This window comes from Streptococcus oralis, from assembly GCF_026782125.1.
GTDB lineage: Bacteria > Bacillota > Bacilli > Lactobacillales > Streptococcaceae > Streptococcus > Streptococcus oralis_CE.
Genome location: NZ_JAKUVY010000002.1, coordinates 319,357 through 335,292 on the forward strand (window position 1 = coordinate 319,357; position 15,936 = coordinate 335,292).

Sequence of the window (15,936 nt, forward strand, 5' to 3'; positions counted from 1 at the left end):
CTCCTACTTTGGATCAACCTTAAGGATCTGATCAGCAATGTTTTCCGCGAACTGAAGATCGTGGGTTACAACAATCTGAGTCATGCCACGCTCTTTATTTTGAAGGATAAGTTTTTCCACTTCCAATCGCAACTCTGGATCTAAGGCTGATGTAGGCTCATCATATCCAATAATTTCTGGGTTTATCATCATGGCGCGCGCTAAGGCCACCCGTTGTTTTTGCCCACCTGAAAGTGAGAATGGAAAGGCATCTGCATGTCCAGCTAACCCAAGTTGTTCTAACAAACCACGCGCCTTCTTCTCAACAACTTCCTTCTCCATGCTCATCTTTTTTATGGGCGACAAGGTTAAGTTATCTAGAACTGACAAATGCGGAAAGAGTTGAAAATCTTGGAAAACAAATCCCAGAAGATTGCGCTTTTCTAGCTCGTCTATAGCTAGCGATTCTCCGTTATAGTAGATTTCCCCTGAATCGATGGTTTCCAACCCAGCTAGCATACGTAATAGGGTTGTCTTTCCGCCTCCTGATGGACCTACGATTGCAAGGATTTGCTTTTCAGGAATTGATAGGCTGAAGTTGGTTAAGATTTGTTTGCCAGCAAAGGCCTTGTTAATGTTTCGTAATTCTAACATAGCAATCCTCCTATCTGTAATAGCTGTACTTCTTCTCAAGTTTTTTCGCTACAATGGTTACAAGACCAATCATAATCAAATAAATCGCCCCGGCTAAGAACATAGGAACAAGACTAGCATCTCGATTGGCTGCTGTACGACTAGCTAAAATCAAATCTGAAATCCCAAGGGCATAGACTAAAGAAGTATCCTTGACCAAACTCATAATTTCATTAAAGACACTCGGCAAGACAATCTTTGTCACCTGAGGAAGAATGATATAACGAACTGTTGCAACCGGACTAAACTTCAACACTTTTGCAGCCTCGTACTGTCCTTTCGGAATAGTCTCAATACCGCCCCGAAAGATTTCTGCAAAGTAGGCTGCATAGTTTAATACAAAAGCAATCACGGCTGCAGGAAGACGATCCAAACGAATGCCTATACTAGGGAGCACATAGTAAATAAAGATTAATTGCAAGAGCAAGGGAGTCCCTCGCATCACCCAAATATAAAGGTCAATTAGATAATGGAGGGGGTTCCAGCGGACTTGTAAAGCAAAGGCAACGACAATACCCAAAGGAATTGAAAAGATCAAGACCAGAGCAAAGACTTGAATTGTCATATTTGCACCGTTCAATAAACTCGGTAAAATCTCGAATAGATAAGACATACTACACCTCCTAAAAATAATTATTCCTATTATAGCATAAATAAACAATTTAGCAAGAGAAATAGATAAAAATTCTATTATTTTCAGAAAAAGAAAAACTGTATCTATCAAAAATGATGAGATACAGTTTTGTATTCTAACAAAGTTTAAAGTATTTCCAGGAGTTCTTGCATTTGAACATCATCTGGAACGAGTTTTAAATAAGCTTCAGCTTGCACTTTGGCTTCTTCAAAATACCCAAATTCACGCAAAAGATAAGTATACTGCTCCAGAAACTCAGGATTATCCTTAAGGTCAGACGATAGTTCCTGATAGAGCTCATATGCCTTATCTAAATCCTCAATTTCCTGATAAGAACGGGCAATCATCCACTTGGTCAAGAGATTTTCAGGTTCTTGACTTTGGAGAGCGATGATATCTTCGTACCGCTCTTGTTCCATATAAATGGTTGTAAGGCGAAGGAAAATTTCTTCTGTATCCTCTGCATCTTCTTTTGCAGTAAGAAGAAACTGCTCAGCACCACTAGGATCATGCAATTCATACGAAAACTGTGAAGCAGCTAGTAAGAGCCGAGTTTCAAATGGATTTTTCTCCAAACCTTGTTTAGCGATACGAAGGGCCTCTTCCACCTGATGTTCCTTATGCAAAGCTTGACTATAACCATATTCATATCCTTCAAAATCAGGTGAAATGGTATCAATCTGCTTAAAGTAAAGAACAGATTTTTGATACTCTTCTTGGTCAAAGTAAAGACTAGCCAGTTCAAAGGCAGTTTGGTCATCGTATTCTAATTCTAAAGCTTTTTCTAAGAATTCAGTTGCAGCTTCAAACTTACCTAACTGAGCATAAGCGTAGCCAATTCGCTGATAGGTTGAGATACCCGTTTGCTCATAGATAGAGCGATTGTCTAATTGAGCATAACCCTGAATAGCTTCCTGATAATTTTCTAGCTCGCTATCCAACTCTGCCAAACCGAAGATTAAGAGTGGAGCCTCTGAGTAGTTCAGGGCTTCCAGTAACTTTTCACGCGCTACATCTGTCAATCCTTCCAACTGATAGAGGTCTGCCTTCAAGGCCAAGGCCGATACGTACCAGTCACTTTCGGGTGTGATTTCCTCAAGGTAAGCAAAGGCTTCCTCAACATTGCCATCCTCACTAGCAATGCTTGCTAGGTTCAGATTCGCTTCTGGAAATTCTGCCACAATTTTTAGATAGATTTCCTTGGCTTGTGGATAAAAGCCAATTCCCTCAAGATAATTTGCTAATTCGTAGAGAACTTCGGTTGAATCAGTTTCAAGCGCTTTGCGAAAATACTGATCTGCTTTACTTAAATCCTGTTCATCCAAAGCCTGGAGCATGCGTTGACTATTGTTCACTCTTGATTTCCTCCCCTTCTTCTTCATACAAACCGCTGACTTTCTTATACCAGTTAAAGATAGCTGAGATAACGACCTTGGCAGAAGCGTAGACAGGAATTCCCAGCAAGACTCCCCAAATACCAAACATAGACCCTGAAGTTAGGAGAACAAAGAGGACATTGATGGGATGGATGTTTAGCTGACTACCTAAAATAAGCGGAGAAACGAAGCGACCTTCAATCGTTTGTTCAACAATAAAGACAATGACAACTTTCAAGAGCATGACAGGTCCTGCTATCAAGCCCAAAACCAAAGCAGGCAACATCGCTAGAAAACTACCTAGATAAGGTACTAGATTAAGGATACCAGCCGTGATCCCCAGAGTTACAGCATATCTGAGACCAATAATCTTAAAGAAGATAATAAACATAATTGCCACGATAATAGCAACTGTAACCTGCCCTCTAACATAGTTTGATAACTGTTTATTAACATCTGACAAAACTTGTCCGACAGGTTCTTTTAACTTGCTTGGGATGAATTTAGTTAGGTAATCCCGCAAACCTTTCCCATCTCTCAAAAGATAAAAGAGCATGAAGGGTACGATAATAACCGCTACAATGACTTGGGAAACACTACTGATAAAGGCGCTAACCCAGTTAACAGCTTGAGAAGAGATTTTGCTCGCCCATATCGTCGCTTCACTAGAAACATTGGCAAGAACCTGCTCCAACTGCGGTCTAAAATCATCTGGCAAGCGTTTAGTTACAAGGTCATTGATCACCTTATCAGCATCTTCCAGGTATGTCGGCACATTCTTCGCAAAATTTAAAACCTGACGTTGCAGATTAGGAATAGCGACTGCCAGCCCCCAAATGATAAAAAGTCCAATAATGACAAAAACAATACTAATGGCAAGTACACGATTGATCTTGTGCTTCTCCATCCAGTCAACAATTGGATTGAGGAGGTAATAAAGTAAACCAGATAAAATAACTGGCAACATGACAACTCCTAGAAAATCCAAAACTGGTAAAAAGATAAAACTAATCTTACTTAGAATAAAAATATTTAGCCCCAGTAACAAGGTTACTAAAAATACAGTGATGGCTTTATTATCTAAAAACCACTTAAAAAACCAAGATAGGCTAAAATGTTTCTCTTTATGTTCCATAAATACATCCTTTCTGTCGTTCTCTCATTATACCATTTTTAGACTAAAATAACTCTTTTTTAAAGTGCTTACATGAATGAATCTAGTGCTTCATGACTGCCATTTTGTGGTATAATGAACTTATCATTATTAAGAGGTATGGACATGAAAGAAACTGTTTATTTTGGAACTTACACTCGTCGCTTATCTAAAGGGATTTACAAGGCAGATTTTGATACAAAAACAGGCCAGCTTGCAAATCTTGAACTCTTTGCTGCTGAACCAAGTCCGACCTACCTTGCCTTTGACCAACAGCAACACTTATACACCGTAGGGAGCCAGGATGGCTTAGGTGGAATCGCTGCATACAAGACAGATGGCGCTTTGCTAAATCATGTGGTTGAAGAAGGCGCTCCCCATTGTTATGTGGCAGTGGATGAAAAGCGTGGTCTCGTTTATGGGGCCAACTATCATAAAGGTCAAGTTCTGGTTTATAAACGTCAAACGGATGGTAGCCTCATCCAAACGGATCTAGATCAGCATAGCGGACAAGGTCCTCATGAAAACCAAACTTCCCCACATGTACACTTTACAGATCTAACACCTGACCAGTATCTCGTCACCTGTGATCTAGGAACGGATGAGGTAACGACCTACGATGTTAGTCCAGAAGGAAAACTAAGTAAGCTCCACACTTATCACGGCCAAGCTGGAGCAGGTGCTCGCCACATCGTTTTCCACCACCACTATAAGATTGCCTATCTCATCTGCGAACTTAATAGCACTATCGAGGTCTTGATTTATGATGGGGTCGGTGAATTTGAACGCATGCAAGTCATTTCAACCTTACCAGATGGATACGAAGGCTTCAATGCTACTGCTGCCATTCGTCTTTCAAAAGATGGCAAATACCTCTATGCATCTAACCGAGGTCATGATTCCATTGCAGTCTATACAATCCTCGCTGATGGTAGCTTGGAATTATTAGAGATTGTACCAAGTCATGGTAAAAATCCACGTGATTTCGACCTAACTCCTGATCAAGAGTTTCTCATTGCTGTTCATCAAGATTCTGATAACGCAACCGTCTTTAAACGCAATCCTAAAAGTGGTCGTCTTGCAGAACTTTCTAACGACTTTCATGTCCCTGAAGCAGTCTGCATCAACTTCCCACATTAAAAAAAATGAACTTGAGTTTCAAGTTCATTTTTTTATAGTCTATTTCCGACATTGATACGGTTGATAGCACGTTGCAATGCGATTTTTGCACGACGCTCTTGATCAATCAAATGCTTGTCATGGGCCTCTTCGATTTCTCGTTCAGCTCGAAGTTTCGCGCGTTCTGCACGACTGATATCAATATCACGAGCGCGTTCTGCTGAGTCTGCTACAATAGTAATGATATCATTAGCAATCTCGATAATTCCTCCGTTCACTGCAATCCAGTTCACATGAGTATCATCATCGATACGTTTTACCTTCACTTCATCAACCGCTAAAACCGCTATCATATTTTCATGTCGTGGCAAGATCCCCATCTCACCATCCAGAGTTCGTACCGATACAAAGCTGGCATGGTGATCATAGACGAGGCCATCTGGTGTCACGATCTGGACAGTTAAATGAGCCATAGATCACCTCTTAAAATCCCATTTTTTCTGCCTTAGCAATGACGTCTTCGATTGAACCGACACCACGGAAGGCATCTTCTGGTAACTGGTCGTGTTTTCCTTCAAGGATTTCCTTAAAGCCACGAACTGTTTCCGCTACTGGCACATAAGAACCAGGTTGACCAGTAAATTGTTCGGCAACGTTGAAGTTCTGTGACAAGAAGAACTGGATACGACGGGCACGTGCAACCAAGGTCTTTTCTTCATCAGAAAGTTCATCCATACCAAGGATAGCAATGATGTCTTGCAATTCATGGTAACGTTGAAGGACACGTTTGACTTCCGCAGCAACTGCATAGTGCTCCTCACCAACAATCTCAGGTGCCAAGGCACGAGAGCTTGAAGCCAACGGATCAACGGCTGGGTAGATACCCAACTGTACCAACTTACGTTCCAAGTTTGTGGTTGAATCCAAGTGAGCGAAGGCCGTTGCTGGCGCTGGGTCAGTATAGTCATCCGCTGGCACATAGATAGCTTGGATAGAGGTTACAGAACCCTTCTTGGTTGATGTGATACGTTCTTGCAATTGACCCATTTCCGTAGCAAGGGTTGGTTGATAACCAACGGCTGAAGGCATACGACCCAAAAGGGCAGATACTTCTGAACCAGCTTGAGTGAAACGGAAGATATTGTCGATAAAGAGAAGCACGTCTTGGCCTTCTACATCACGGAAGTATTCGGCGATAGTCAAACCAGTAAGGGCAACACGCATACGTGCTCCTGGTGGCTCATTCATCTGACCAAATACCATGGCTGTTTTCTCGATAACGCCTGATTCTTTCATTTCCCAGTAGAGGTCGTTCCCTTCACGAGTACGTTCCCCGACACCAGTAAATACTGAAATACCACCGTGTTCTTGGGCAATATTGTGAATCAATTCTTGGATCAAGACAGTTTTACCAACTCCGGCACCACCGAAGAGTCCAACTTTCCCACCTTTAAGGTAAGGGGCAAGAAGGTCGATAACCTTGATCCCTGTTTCCAAGATTTCAGATGAGGTAGACAATTCATCAAAAGTTGGAGCTTTCTTATGAATTGGCTGACGCTCAGCGTCTTCAGCAAAAGGAGCATCCAAGTCAATGGTATCTCCCAAAACGTTGAAGACACGTCCCAAAGTTTCTTTACCTACTGGAACAGAGATTGGACGGCCTGTGTCCAATACTTCCATTCCACGAGTCAAACCATCTGTTGATTCCATGGCGATCGTACGGACCATACCATCACCCAACTCCAAGGCTACTTCAAGGACGATTTTTGTTTTTCTTTCGTCATTTTTGTAGACGACAAGTGCATTATTAATCTCAGGAAGTGTTTCCCCTGCTGCAAACAAGACGTCTACAACGGGTCCGATAACCTGAGCAATTTTACCTGAACTCATCTCCTTCTCCTATTCTATATAAGATACTGTCGGTTCCTAGCTCAACTAGGTCCTAATACTCTTCGAAAATCAAATTCAAACCACGTCAGCGTCGCCTTACCGTACTCAAGTACAGCCTGCGGCTAGCTTCCTAGTTTGCTCTTTGATTTTCATTGAGTATAAGTTCATTTTCATACGAGCTGGACTAGAGCCTATTCTAAGGCACTAGCCCCCGCTACGATTTCTGTAATTTCTTGTGTAATCGCCGCCTGTCTAGCACGGTTATACTGGATTGTCAAATCATTGATGACCTTTTTGGCATTATCAGTCGCTGTCTGCATAGCTGTCATACCTGCAGCATTTTCAGCTGTCTTGGCATCGATAATAGCCCCGTAAATCATACTTTCAGCATACTGTGGCAACAATTGCTCTAGAATCTCATCACGGCTCGTTTCCAACTCAAAAGTCAAGCTATACTCTTCATCCGCTTCATTTGGATCCAAGTCAACAATCGGAAGCATTTGTTCCACACGCATTTGACTTGTGAGAGTATTGACATGATGGTTGTAGCAGACGTACAATTCATCAAAAAGTTCGTTTTGGTACATCTCAATCGTTTTTGAAATAATTTTACGAACTTCATCAAAACTAGGTTGATCTGCCAAGCCACGTAGTTCATAGATTGGCTGAATACCACGAGCCTTAAAGAAATCAGCTCCCATACCACCGATACAGATTATCTCAAAATCTTTACCATCTGGATGGTATTCTTCTTTCAACTCCATAACGGCTTTAAGGATGGAAGCATTATAACCTCCAACCAAGCCACGGTCTGAAGTGATAACGATATAGCCTGTTTTCTTAACTGGGCGACTGATGAGCATCGGATTGGTTGAACCACCAGATCCGTTACCATGCAGAATATCCGTCAAAAGCTTACGAACCTTCTGAGCGTAGACTTGGAAGTTGCGCGCTGCTTCTTCAGAGCGACCTAACTTGGCAGCTGATACCATTTGCATGGCATTAGTGATTTGACTCGTATTTTTGGTTGAGGCGATTTTTGTTTTAATATCATTTAGAGATACTGCCATCTGACACCTCTATTCTTATTGGAAGCTGGATTGATTGAGAAACTCTGTAATCGCAGCATCCAAGACTGCTTCTTCTGGCAAGTCTTTTGTTTCACGAATGGTTTCCAAAATCTCTGGATAATGAGCATCAAAGAAAGTATGGAACTCTTCCTCAAAACGAACAATGTCATCTACAGGAATCGTATCCAAGAAACCATGTGTCAAAGCATAGAGAATAGTTACTTGTTTCTCAACAGGTAGTGGTTTATGAACAGGTTGTTTCAATACTTCCACAGTACGACGTCCACGGTTTAACTTAGCCTGTGTTGCTGCATCCAAGTCAGAACCAAACTTAGTGAAGGCTTCCAACTCACGGTATGAAGCAAGGTCGATACGAAGTGTACCAGCTACTTTCTTCATGGCTTTGATTTGTGCCGAACCACCTACACGGGATACAGACGAACCCGCATCGATGGCTGGACGAATACCCGCATTGAAGAGACCATCACCAAGGAAGATTTGTCCGTCAGTGATAGAAATCACGTTGGTTGCGATATAGGCAGAGATATCTCCTGCTTGTGTCTCGATAAATGGTAGGGCTGTAATAGATCCACCACCAAGCTCATCAGAAACTTTAGCTGAGCGCTCAAGCAAACGACTGTGAAGGTAGAAAACATCCCCTGGGAAGGCTTCACGACCTGGTGGACGACGCAGCAAGAGAGAAAGCTCACGATAAGCGACCGCTTGTTTTGAAAGATCATCGTAAACGATCAAAACATGCTTGCCTTGGTACATAAATTCTTCCGCCATAGCAACTCCGGCATAAGGAGCTAGGAAGAGCAATGGAGATGGTTGTGAAGCAGAGGCTGTCACAACGATTGTGTAGTCCAAGGCACCGTACTGACGAAGTGTTTCTACTTGCGTACGAACTGTTGATTCTTTTTGTCCAATCGCTACGTAGATACAGATCATATCTTGACCTTTTTGGTTCAAGATCGTATCAATCGCAATGGTTGTTTTCCCTGTCTGACGGTCACCGATAATCAACTCACGTTGACCACGACCAATCGGTACAAGGGCGTCAATAGCTTTCAAACCTGTTTGTAATGGTTCTGATACAGACTTACGTTGCATAACACCAGGAGCTGGCGCTTCTACTGGACGAGTTTTGTCAGTATGGATGTCACCAAGACCATCAACTGGACGACCAAGTGGGTCGACAACACGTCCGATTAGGCTATCCCCCACAGGTACTTCCATAATTTTACCTGTACGGCGAATGGTATCACCTTCACGAATATCTGTAAAGTCTCCAAGGATGATAATCCCAACGTCAGTAGACTCCAAGTTTTGCGCCATCCCATAAGAGCCGTTTTCAAAGATCAACAACTCTCCACTCATGGCATTTTCAAGACCGTGAGCACGCGCAATTCCGTCCCCGATATAGGTTACAACACCTGTTTCAGACACATCAAAATTAGGTTTGAAATTTTCAATTTGTTGCTTAATTAAAGCGCTGATTTCTTGTGCGTTAATTGCCAAAAGAACACCACTTTCTATTTCAAATTTTCTTTAACAACTCGAAGTTGTTGTTTTATACTCACATCAATTGTCTTGTGATTAGCAAAAATGACAAAACCACCAATGAGCCCTTCATCAATTTGTTCTTTAATACTCCGTACTTTCAGAGACATTTTTTTCTCTATCAATGGGAGCAGACGTTCCTTCTGTTCATCTGTTAAAGGATGAGCTGAGGAGATCGTGACTACAAAATGATTGGTTTCTCTTTCAAGACGATTCAAACAATCAACAATGATATCATAAAAAAGATTTGCTCTGTGATTGTAAATCAGAACCTGAATAAAGTTTTGCATTAAAGGTGAGACAGAGTCTTGAAAGAAACCAACTGTTTTTTCCTTATCAGACTCATCAACTGCCACCTGAGCTAAAAAAGAAGGTAAGCCCGTTTCTTCTGCGACTTGCTTGATTTGATCCAAGTCTGAAAAAATCCGGTCCTCTTCTCCTTTTTCAATCACTAATTGGACAAAAGGCATGCTGTATTTTTCAATTACCTTTGCTGTTTTCTTGTCCATTAGGCTTCTCCTAGCTGATCGATATACTGATCAATGAGTTCCTTATGAGCATGACTGTCAAGGTTTTTTGAGATGATTTTACCAGCGAGACTAATCGTCAAATCTGCCACCTCTCCCTTAACACTTTGCAAAGCCTCAGCTTTATTCTGAGCAATTTCTTGATTCGCCTTCTCTTTTAAGCGACCTGCTTCTACTTTAGCATCTGCCAGAATATCTGCTTTACTCTTCTCTGCAGTCTCTTTAGCATTTTCAATGATTGTTTTGGCTTCGTTGCGACTACCAGCCAATTCATCTTCACGTTTTTGGGCAAGAGTTTCTGCTTTTTGACGAGCCTGTTCAGCTCCATCAATATCAGCAGCAATTTTATTTGCCCTTTCTTCGAAGACACTTGTCAGGTTTGACCACGCATATTTCTTAACTAAGACAATCAAAAGGATAAAAGAGCCAGCGATTAAAATAAAGTTACCAATTAATTCACCTACTGTTACGTGCATCTGTTACTCCTTTCTACTCTTCTCCATCATTTATCTTATTTCCTAAGTACATAGAAGACAACATGGTAAACACATAGGCTTGGATGCAGGAAATAAAGACAGAAAAGGCTGTCCAAGCCAAGTTAGCACCAAAAGCAACTGGATACCAATATAGAGCTTGATGAGATAGAGTGATTAGCAAACTAGCCATCACTTCTCCAGCAAAGATATTTCCGAACACCCGCAAGGCAAGTGATAAAAAGTTGGTAAACTCTTCTAAGATATTCATGGGAGTCATAAAGCCAGGTGTGATATAGGCTTTTAGATATTTTTTAATCCCACGGCGACGAATCCCTTCAATATGGGTCATCAGGATAATTCCAAATGACAAGGCCAAGTCAAACTGGAGATTTGCAGTTGGCGATGTCCAAAGGTTTGTCCCATCTGTAGTTTGAAGTTTCGCCATCAAACCGAGGTTATTTGCCAGTACCATAAATAGAAATAGACAAAGGAAAAAGAGCGAGTAGTCTTTCATGTAGCTTTTACCAATGTTAGGTTCTGTAAATCCAATAACGAAGTCATAGAAATACTCAAGTACATTTTGCTTTCCTTTGGGTTTCAAAGTCATATTGCGACTTGCCCAATAGATAAAGCCAAAAACAACTCCCACAATCAACAAGGTCATGGCTAACATGGTTAAATCAAAGGTAACAGGACCAATATTGATGGTTGGATTGATACTTTCTTCCATCTAGAATCCTCCCTTTTCTTCTCGTTCCATTTGTCTATTTGATGACGAATGAAAAGACGAGGGTAACCAAGAACGTTCCTTCAATAAAGGCAATCCCCATGATCATTAAGCTACGTAATTGTGGGATGATGTCTGGTTGGCGAGCTACTGATTTGAACAAACCGTTCATCAACATACCTTCTGCAAGAGATACACCCATACAGGCAAGACAAAGACCGAAAAATGTTAAATTCATGATGAATTCTCCTTTTATTTAAAATTTACTTACTTAGTTTAGTCCTAAAATTTTGATTTGTCAACTTTTTACTTACGTTGGAAGCGTTTCAGCTGATTTATTTCTATTTTTGCTATTTTTACCCTATTCTATAGAAAGTTTTTACATTTTAGTTTGCGTGTTTTTCTTGATTTTACTATATTTTCTGAAACAAACTGAAAAATCCAAGTTAAGAACTTGGATCGATTCATTTTATTTAAAATAGTAGGAATAGTGTTGTTTACAACCTGGATTAAATGGTGCACTGCAGTAAGGACAAGCCATCTGTTTTTGGTAATCTTGGAAAGTCATTGTCCTCTTACAACCCCCACATAAGATCGGTCGATCCTCAGAAAGCATCAAGGGATAGGGCGAAAACAAATGCGTTTCCATAGCATTGTGGCACTGATAACAAGCATAGTATTTTTTACACTCATAACACTGGAGGGAAACGATATCCTTTTCACCATGGTAATGAATACATCTACCTTCATTATCAACTAACAAACCTTGTGCTTGATTCATTCACATTTCCTTCTCTAGGCACGAACTGTAACGCTGGTTCCATCTTCCTTATAGAGATTGATAAGACCTTCCTTGAGAGCGCGGACCATGTCCCCTGCTTGAACAGGTTGTGGGACCTTGATTGTCAAGAGTTCCATTGGATTTGGAGCACGGTCGATTTTATTGCCCTTGGCATCATGAAGATCTTCTATATAAGTCTCAAAATGACGGAAACCTGGTCCATAAAACTCAACTTGGTCACCTTCGTTGATTACGTTCCGTTGACGAATGGTTGCCGTTTGAGTCGCATCATCATAAGCAACCACTTCAGCGACAAACTTGTATTCAGGAATTTTACGACGTGCGCCAAATAACTGTTCATTTTCAGACGGCGTACCGTAGTAGAAACCTGTTGCCAGTTCACGTTGAGCAACCTTCCACATCTCGTCCACCAAGTCTTGTTTGATAGCCTCAAACTTCTCAGGGCTTTCTAGATAAGCATCCACAGCCGCCTTGTAGCAGTTTGTTACTGTCGAAACATAGTGAATCGACTTCATACGACCTTCAATTTTAAGACTGTCTACACCATTTTCAATCATATCCGGGATATGGTCAATCATAGACATATCGACGGCAGACATCGAAAATTCTTCTGGGATTTCACCTTTCAGACTCTTGCGTTCTTGACCAAAGGGCATGTCGTAGAGGTCGTATTTCCAACGGCAAGACTGAGAACAGCCCCCGCGGTTAGCATCTCGCATACTCATGTGGTTTGAAAGCGTACAGCGACCTGAGTAAGAAATACACATGGCTCCATGGACAAAGGCCTCAATCTCAACATCTGTACGTTTGCGAATCTCTGCCAATTCTTCCATGGAAACTTCACGAGCCAAAACCACACGAGTTAGACCAAGTTCTTTCCAGAACTCTAGAGTTTCATAGTTAGTTGCACTGGCTTGAGTTGAAAGATGGATTTCTAGACCTGGTGCTTCTGTTGCTGCAATCATAATCAAGGCCGGATCTGACACGATAACTGCCGCAATTCCGATGTCACGCAACTTACGGAACCATTCGCCTGCACCAGCTTCGTTTCCTTCGTGCATTACCATGTTAGCAGCCACATAAACCTTGGCACCGTACTTAGCTGCAAACTGGACTCCTTCTTCCATCTGTTCAAAGGTGAAGTTTCCTGCACGGCTACGAAGACCATAGGCCTGTCCACCGATGAAGACGGCGTCCGCACCATATTGAACAGCTACTTTCAGCTTCTCTAAAGTCCCTGCAGGTGATAAAACCTCAGGACGTTTTAATGTTTTTGTCATTTTTTCTCCTATTTGCAATATAAAAGTTTGACGTTTTTCCTTCTCATTTTATAGTAAATAATGGATAAAATCAAGCCTAGACAGATTGTTTTGACAATTCTAATCTTTTCTAAAACAAAAAACTAGCCTTTCTAGACTAGTTATTTTCAAGATAAAATTCAAAGCGTTCGCCCACGTATTGACTCTTTACATACTCAAAAGCTGTCCCATCTTCAAGATAAGAGACCTGAGTCAAGGCTAAAATGGCATGCCCCCTTTCAACTTCTAGATAGTGAGCAATCTTTTCCTTAGCCAATCTCGCATAAATGTTCTGTTGGGATTTGCCAATCCGGTAGCCATGTTGCTGCAAGGTTTGGAAGAAATGACTAGTGATTTCTTCTTTTTTGAAATCCTTAATAAATTTCTCAGGAATGGATGCGACTTCATAGACTAGTGGAACTTGGTCAGCGTAACGCACCCGTTCCATGCGGATAATATTCTCTGTCGGAGTAATCCCTAGCTTAGCGACCTCTTGCTCATTTGGAATGGTTCTTCTATAAGAAATGAGTTGGCTGGAAGGTACTTTCCCCTGAGATTTGACAATCTCCGTAAAACTTGTCGTTCCCCGCATTTTTTCTTGGACACGAGTGCTAGAGACAAAAGTCCCACTTCCTACTCGACGCTCCAAAACTCCTTCCTCAACCAAGAGAGAGATAGCTTGGCGTAATGTCATCCGGCTAACTTGAAACTGTTCCGCTAAATCTCGCTCACTTGGAAGCCTCTCTCCGATTTTCCAATGATGCTCATCTATATCCTTCTTGATCTGATCGTGGATTTTCATATAAGCTGGTAACATGATTCTCACTTCTTTTCTTTATTTTCTCCATTGTACCGTATTTGCTAAGAAAAAGTCAAACTTTGCCTTGTTTAGTTGGTAATTCGCCCCTATTTGTGATAGAATATTGAAAAAGATATTTCTTTTGAGAAAGGAAAAAGATGAGCAACATTTCAACTGATTTGCAAGATGTCGAAAAAATCATCGTACTGGACTATGGTAGCCAATACAACCAGCTGATTTCACGCCGTGTTCGTGAAATCGGTGTTTTTTCAGAGCTAAAAAGTCACAAAATCTCAGCCGCAGAGGTTCGTGCGATTAACCCTGTAGGGATCATCCTCTCTGGTGGACCAAACTCTGTATACGAAGATGGTTCATTTGATATTGACCCAGAAATTTTTGAACTTGGCATTCCAATTTTGGGAATCTGCTATGGTATGCAGCTTTTGACTCACAAACTTGGAGGAAAGGTTGTTCCTGCAGGCGATGCTGGTAACCGCGAGTATGGCCAATCACCACTTACTCATACCACTTCTGCCCTCTTTGAAGGGACTCCTGAAGAACAGATTGTTTTGATGAGCCATGGCGATGCTGTTACAGAGATTCCAGCTGATTTTGTTCGTACTGGTACTTCTGCTGACTGTCCTTATGCAGCTATTGAAAACCCTGACAAGCACATCTATGGTATCCAATTTCACCCAGAAGTTCGCCATTCTGTATACGGGAATGATATCCTTCGCAACTTTGCCCTTAACATCTGTAAAGCTAAGGGTGACTGGTCAATGGACAACTTCATCGATATGCAAATCAAGAAAATCCGTGAAACTGTAGGTGACAAGCGTGTTCTTCTCGGTCTATCAGGTGGTGTTGACTCTTCTGTTGTTGGAGTTCTTCTTCAAAAAGCGATCGGTGATCAATTGATCTGTATCTTTGTAGACCACGGTCTTCTCCGTAAGGGAGAGGCTGACCAAGTTATGGACATGCTTGGTGGTAAGTTCGGTTTGAATATCGTCAAAGCAGACGCTGCAAAACGCTTCCTTGACAAACTTGCTGGCGTTTCTGACCCTGAACAAAAACGTAAAATCATCGGTAATGAATTTGTTTATGTCTTTGATGACGAAGCTAGCAAGCTAAAAGATGTAAAATTCCTTGCTCAAGGAACGCTTTACACTGACGTAATTGAGTCTGGTACAGACACAGCCCAAACCATCAAATCACACCACAATGTTGGTGGTCTTCCAGAAGACATGCAGTTTGAATTGATTGAACCATTGAACACTCTTTATAAAGACGAAGTCCGTGCCCTCGGTACAGAGCTTGGTATGCCAGACCACATCGTATGGCGTCAACCATTCCCAGGACCAGGACTCGCTATCCGTGTCATGGGTGAAATCACTGAAGAAAAACTTGAAACAGTTCGTGAGTCAGACGCAATCCTTCGTGAAGAAATTGCTAAAGCTGGTCTTGACCGCGATATCTGGCAATACTTCACTGTCAACACAGGCGTTCGTTCAGTCGGTGTTATGGGTGATGGTCGTACTTATGACTACACCATCGCCATTCGTGCCATCACTTCTATCGATGGTATGACAGCTGACTTTGCCAAGATTCCTTGGGAAGTTCTTCAAAAGATTTCAGTACGAATCGTAAATGAAGTGGATCACGTTAACCGTATCGTCTACGATATTACAAGTAAACCACCAGCAACTGTTGAGTGGGAATGATTTATAAATATGATTTGAAGTGAAATGGTTGATTTAACAGCATTTTCAGTTGTTATAAAAGGTTAAAAATAAATCAAAATTGATTGGTTCCCCACCAAAAATCCCACCA

17 protein-coding genes are annotated in these 15,936 nt (G+C 41.5%); 2 read left to right on the plus strand and 15 right to left on the minus strand.

All coding sequences use genetic code 11. The features are described 5' to 3' along the window. Positions 1 to 3: 3 nt before the first annotated feature. From MK385_RS03050 to MK385_RS03065, 4 genes are all read right to left on the minus strand, one after another. Positions 4 to 633 (minus strand): amino acid ABC transporter ATP-binding protein, encoded by a 630-nt coding sequence (locus tag MK385_RS03050; protein ID WP_268725256.1) that lies wholly within the window; start codon positions 631 to 633, stop codon positions 4 to 6. A gap of 10 nt (positions 634 to 643) precedes the next feature. Continuing rightward, a complete protein-coding gene (locus MK385_RS03055) occupies positions 644 to 1,285 on the minus strand; it encodes an amino acid ABC transporter permease (RefSeq protein WP_268725257.1) in 642 nt (213 codons plus the stop codon). 146 nt (positions 1,286 to 1,431) lie between these two features. Next, positions 1,432 to 2,661 (minus strand): tetratricopeptide repeat protein, encoded by a 1,230-nt coding sequence (locus tag MK385_RS03060; RefSeq protein ID WP_268725258.1) that lies wholly within the window; start codon positions 2,659 to 2,661, stop codon positions 1,432 to 1,434. Further along, a complete protein-coding gene (locus MK385_RS03065) occupies positions 2,651 to 3,817 on the minus strand; it encodes an AI-2E family transporter (RefSeq protein ID WP_268725259.1) in 1,167 nt (388 codons plus the stop codon). The genes MK385_RS03060 and MK385_RS03065 overlap by 11 nt, the downstream gene beginning before the upstream one ends. 144 nt (positions 3,818 to 3,961) lie before the next feature. Here MK385_RS03065 and MK385_RS03070 point away from each other — a divergent pair, with 144 nt between their 5' ends. Continuing rightward, the gene (locus MK385_RS03070) at positions 3,962 to 4,975 is read left to right on the plus strand and encodes a lactonase family protein (protein ID WP_268725260.1); all 1,014 of its coding nucleotides are present in this window, start codon (positions 3,962 to 3,964) and stop codon (positions 4,973 to 4,975) included. 32 nt (positions 4,976 to 5,007) lie between these two features. Here MK385_RS03070 and MK385_RS03075 read toward each other — a convergent pair whose 3' ends face one another. The 11 genes from MK385_RS03075 to MK385_RS03125 form a co-directional block, all read right to left on the minus strand. Next, a complete protein-coding gene (locus MK385_RS03075; protein WP_000940836.1) occupies positions 5,008 to 5,427 on the minus strand; it encodes a F0F1 ATP synthase subunit epsilon in 420 nt (139 codons plus the stop codon). A 10-nt stretch (positions 5,428 to 5,437) separates the two neighbouring features. Further along, complete coding sequence (atpD, locus tag MK385_RS03080; RefSeq protein ID WP_000094372.1) at positions 5,438 to 6,844, minus strand: F0F1 ATP synthase subunit beta; 1,407 nt, start codon at positions 6,842 to 6,844, stop codon at positions 5,438 to 5,440. Between the two features lie 191 nt (positions 6,845 to 7,035). Continuing rightward, positions 7,036 to 7,914 carry a F0F1 ATP synthase subunit gamma gene (locus tag MK385_RS03085; RefSeq protein WP_000301228.1) on the minus strand — a complete coding sequence of 293 codons (879 nt, stop codon included), beginning with the start codon at positions 7,912 to 7,914 and terminating at the stop codon, positions 7,036 to 7,038. A gap of 15 nt (positions 7,915 to 7,929) precedes the next feature. Further along, positions 7,930 to 9,435 (minus strand): F0F1 ATP synthase subunit alpha, encoded by a 1,506-nt coding sequence (gene atpA, locus MK385_RS03090; RefSeq protein WP_000996617.1) that lies wholly within the window; start codon positions 9,433 to 9,435, stop codon positions 7,930 to 7,932. 14 nt (positions 9,436 to 9,449) lie between these two features. Then, positions 9,450 to 9,986 (minus strand): F0F1 ATP synthase subunit delta, encoded by a 537-nt coding sequence (locus tag MK385_RS03095; RefSeq protein WP_038806143.1) that lies wholly within the window; start codon positions 9,984 to 9,986, stop codon positions 9,450 to 9,452. After that, positions 9,986 to 10,480 (minus strand): F0F1 ATP synthase subunit B, encoded by a 495-nt coding sequence (gene atpF / locus MK385_RS03100; protein ID WP_000558543.1) that lies wholly within the window; start codon positions 10,478 to 10,480, stop codon positions 9,986 to 9,988. The genes MK385_RS03095 and atpF overlap by 1 nt, the downstream gene beginning before the upstream one ends. Positions 10,481 to 10,493: 13 nt before the next feature. Continuing rightward, complete coding sequence (gene atpB, locus MK385_RS03105) at positions 10,494 to 11,210, minus strand: F0F1 ATP synthase subunit A (protein WP_000392869.1); 717 nt, start codon at positions 11,208 to 11,210, stop codon at positions 10,494 to 10,496. Positions 11,211 to 11,244: 34 nt separating this feature from the next. Beyond that, positions 11,245 to 11,445 (minus strand): F0F1 ATP synthase subunit C, encoded by a 201-nt coding sequence (locus MK385_RS03110; protein ID WP_268725261.1) that lies wholly within the window; start codon positions 11,443 to 11,445, stop codon positions 11,245 to 11,247. 231 nt (positions 11,446 to 11,676) lie between these two features. Further along, a complete protein-coding gene (locus MK385_RS03115) occupies positions 11,677 to 11,988 on the minus strand; it encodes a CHY zinc finger protein (RefSeq protein ID WP_033629853.1) in 312 nt (103 codons plus the stop codon). Between the two features lie 14 nt (positions 11,989 to 12,002). Beyond that, on the minus strand, positions 12,003 to 13,289 hold the full coding sequence (locus MK385_RS03120) for a peptidase U32 family protein (RefSeq protein ID WP_000169095.1): 1,287 nt from the start codon (positions 13,287 to 13,289) through the stop codon (positions 12,003 to 12,005). Positions 13,290 to 13,425: 136 nt separating this feature from the next. Beyond that, the gene (locus tag MK385_RS03125; RefSeq protein ID WP_268725262.1) at positions 13,426 to 14,124 is read right to left on the minus strand and encodes a GntR family transcriptional regulator; all 699 of its coding nucleotides are present in this window, start codon (positions 14,122 to 14,124) and stop codon (positions 13,426 to 13,428) included. A 140-nt stretch (positions 14,125 to 14,264) separates the two neighbouring features. On the opposite strand from MK385_RS03125, the gene guaA reads away from it, so the two are divergent. Beyond that, the gene (gene guaA / locus MK385_RS03130; RefSeq protein WP_268725263.1) at positions 14,265 to 15,827 is read left to right on the plus strand and encodes a glutamine-hydrolyzing GMP synthase; all 1,563 of its coding nucleotides are present in this window, start codon (positions 14,265 to 14,267) and stop codon (positions 15,825 to 15,827) included. The last annotated feature ends 109 nt before the right edge of the window (positions 15,828 to 15,936 follow it).